Source organism: Paenibacillus sp. UASWS1643, from assembly GCF_008693195.1.
GTDB classification, from domain to species: Bacteria; Bacillota; Bacilli; order Paenibacillales; family Paenibacillaceae; genus Paenibacillus; species Paenibacillus amylolyticus_B.
Genome location: NZ_VXKZ01000049.1, coordinates 1 through 520, shown reverse-complemented (window position 1 = coordinate 520; position 520 = coordinate 1). Strand labels below are relative to the sequence as shown.

At 55.0% G+C, this 520-nt stretch carries 1 rRNA gene; it reads left to right on the top strand.

The features are described 5' to 3' along the window. Positions 1–502: ribosomal RNA gene (locus FE296_RS00230) — 16S ribosomal RNA — on the top strand; the annotation flags it as partial. Positions 503–520 lie beyond the last annotated feature (18 nt).

Here is a 520-nt window from a genome sequence, read left to right as displayed (position 1 = left end):
AGACAGGTGGTGCATGGTTGTCGTCAGCTCGTGTCGTGAGATGTTGGGTTAAGTCCCGCAACGAGCGCAACCCTTATATTTAGTTGCCAGCACTTCGGGTGGGCACTCTAGATAGACTGCCGGTGACAAACCGGAGGAAGGTGGGGATGACGTCAAATCATCATGCCCCTTATGACCTGGGCTACACACGTACTACAATGGCCGGTACAACGGGCTGCGAAATCGCGAGATGGAGCCAATCCCAACAAAGCCGGTCTCAGTTCGGATTGCAGGCTGCAACTCGCCTGCATGAAGTCGGAATTGCTAGTAATCGCGGATCAGCATGCCGCGGTGAATACGTTCCCGGGTCTTGTACACACCGCCCGTCACACCACGAGAGTTTATAACACCCGAAGTCGGTGGGGTAACCGCAAGGAGCCAGCCGCCGAAGGTGGGATAGATGATTGGGGTGAAGTCGTAACAAGGTAGCCGTATCGGAAGGTGCGGCTGGATCACCTCCTTTCTATGGAGAATCGTTTCC